Annotated in this window: 1 protein-coding gene; it reads left to right on the top strand. The window is 52.8% G+C overall.

All coding sequences use genetic code 11. The annotated features are described in order from the left end of the window. Positions 1-169: 169 nt before the first annotated feature. The coding region (locus tag KHU30_RS24980) for a hypothetical protein (protein ID WP_211445291.1) at positions 170-2623 on the top strand (2454 nt) is incomplete at its 3' end.

Here is a 2623-nt window from a genome sequence, read left to right as displayed (position 1 = left end):
GAGGCATGACATGAGTTCCGTGTATGACGCTATAAATAAACCCGGTGTTGCAGAAAAAAAAATATCTTCCGAATCGGAAGAAGAGGAAGACACAAGCCGGGAGATGCAGTCGGGGATGCCCCCGTGGGCATCCCCCCCCACGCCTCCTGGGGAGGGATCCGAACCTGACATGGAAGCGCTGAGGACGCGTCTTGAGGACACTTTCAGCAATTACCTTCCCGAGTTCATGGAATTTCAGCAGTTTGGCTACAACATGTTGTTTCCCAAAGCCGCCGACATCGATGCATTACAGTCACAACTGAGGTCGATGGGGACGCAAACATTGAGAGGATCGTTGCAGGGGTTGTTGGAGCCGCTGCGACAGCCAGCAGAGGCCTTTTTGGATCAGTTCAGGCTGTTCCGGAATAAGTTCAGGCAGTTCCGGGAAGAGAAGGGGTTGCATGACCCCTCCCTGGAAGATGTCAAATCCAGGATATCCCGGAAAAAGGATAAGTGGGATGACGATGCCCGGCAATATGAGGAGGTGATGAAACATGCCAACCGCCTGGTTGGGTATCTCTCCGGAACGCTGGATCTCATCCAAACCCTCAATGACAATCGCGAACATTCTTCGTCATGGGAGGATTTCCAGAAAAAAACCGCCGGTAAGCTCCGTGATGAGATTCTCCAGTTGGGTTCAGCGCCCGACTACATCATTAGCCAAACGCGTGCAAACCTGGGCAGAAACACTCCCGAGAAAATAAAATTTAACAGAATCGTGAACTCGGCAACCTGGGATGAGAGGCAGGAGCGTGAAGCACTGAGCGCGCAGCTGACGGGCCAGGCGGAGAAACTGCTGAGTGGCATAAAACTGACCGGGAGGTATGCAAAAAAGACAGCTAAAGAAAACGAGGTCGACAGTCTCGCTCAGCACCTCGCTGGTGCCTACTACCCGGGACTGACCGTGGAGTATGCAAAAAAGACAGATAAAGAAAACGGAGTCGGCAGGTTCGCTAAGCATCTCTGTGATGTCTGTGACGTCTTGCCGACGATTGTCAAAGCCATTAAGGCGCAAGGGGAAGGGATTCGGCCTTCGGCAGAGATTCTTCCCGTTGCATTCAAATTGCCCAAACAAAAAAAAGGAGTAATAGAAAAAATAAAGGGCTCGCCGGAAGAAGCCAAACCCCACCTGAAAACAGTAGCAACAGTGGCGAAACAGAAAGCGCTGGGGGCAAAGGATATTTTTGTCATGTTGTCTGATAAAGCAGGAAAAAATAAGCACCGTGCTGCACATGCACTCCCCTTCCACAATAACCCCGAAACGAATCAGGCAACCCGTAAAACCAACGAGGCGGTCTTTCAGGCAGGCATGATCCTGTCGGATAAAATTCAGCAAACTGTGTCGAATATAAATAAAGTGCGACAGGCGGCCCGTCCATTACAGCATGCGGTGGAACTGGGCAGTGGGCTCAGTAATGAATTACCTCAGGTGAGGACCAGCACGAGACTGGATGCGAAGCTGGAAGCTGAATCGGCCAGGTGGAAGGAAAAAGCCGGAGAATCAAAAAAACAACTGCAGGAAACGCTCGGAAAACTAACGGCACTGGCGGGGGATCCTGAGAAAAACGCCTTTTTATCGCAGCTGAGAACGCTATTAAGGGAGGCGCCTCAAGATCGGCAATCGGCGTCCATCATCGGTGACTTTGATGCACAGATAAAAGCGTTTGTCGACACACTGGCTGCCATCGAAAAGGGCCTGGGCCTAGTTACGGTGCGTCTTTCCGAACACGGTGTGGCCGGTGGGAGCGAGTTAGACGAGAACCTGGAGACATGGTTGCGGGAACTGGGGGACGTAAAACGTAAGCTGAAAACCAGCATCACCCAGGCGACAGGGCGGTCGATCAATAATTTTTCCCGCAGTGGCATGCTGGCCAGAAGGATGGGAGAGTGGTCCGAGTCAGAAAAACAGCGCTATCTGGCAGAGCTTTCACCGGAAGACCGGACGGTGGCCGAAACGCAATATGACACCTTGTTCTTTGAGGTGCTTAATGACTACCTTCCCCTGTTGTCCAAAGACACTGACCCAAAAGGCGCAAGTCTTCTTCAACGGCTGCGTATCGAAGTGGGCAATGCGTCCCAAGGTACAACGCTCTACCCTGCGACCATGGCCGAAATCCTGGCCGGAATGAAAAGCACTGACGAGGCAATAAGAAGCTGGGCAAGAAGAAGACTGGTCAGAACGGTCTTGCTGGCCGCCGCCCTGCAGCCTGTTACGCTGATACCGAATCTGGCAGCACTGCCTCTGCGTGTTGCTGTCAAATTTGTTATCACAGGGGCAAAAGTGGCATGGGTTGCCCACAAAGGGCGGCAAGGCATACGCGGTGGTGAGGGTGATGTAAGTGATGAGATACGGGAATATGCAAAGCGGAGTTTCATCACCACGAGCATCAAAGTGGTGCTTGCACTGCCCCCGGGGCTGGCAACGACGCTGGGGGTTGCCGTGATTGCGCTGGATGTTTACGAGGGAGGGCTGATTGGTGCGGCGGAAAAAATAGCGAAGGAGATTGTGGGGGAGGCTCCCTGGCTCGCACTGGGTGCAGGCAGCAGAGAGGCAATGAAAGCGTATGTCAGTGCATCGCTCGAT

The sequence above is a fragment of the Collimonas humicola genome (genome assembly GCF_018304945.1).
In the GTDB taxonomy this organism is placed as follows: Bacteria; Pseudomonadota; Gammaproteobacteria; order Burkholderiales; family Burkholderiaceae_D; genus Collimonas; species Collimonas humicola.
This window is presented reverse-complemented; position numbering and strand designations above follow the sequence as displayed.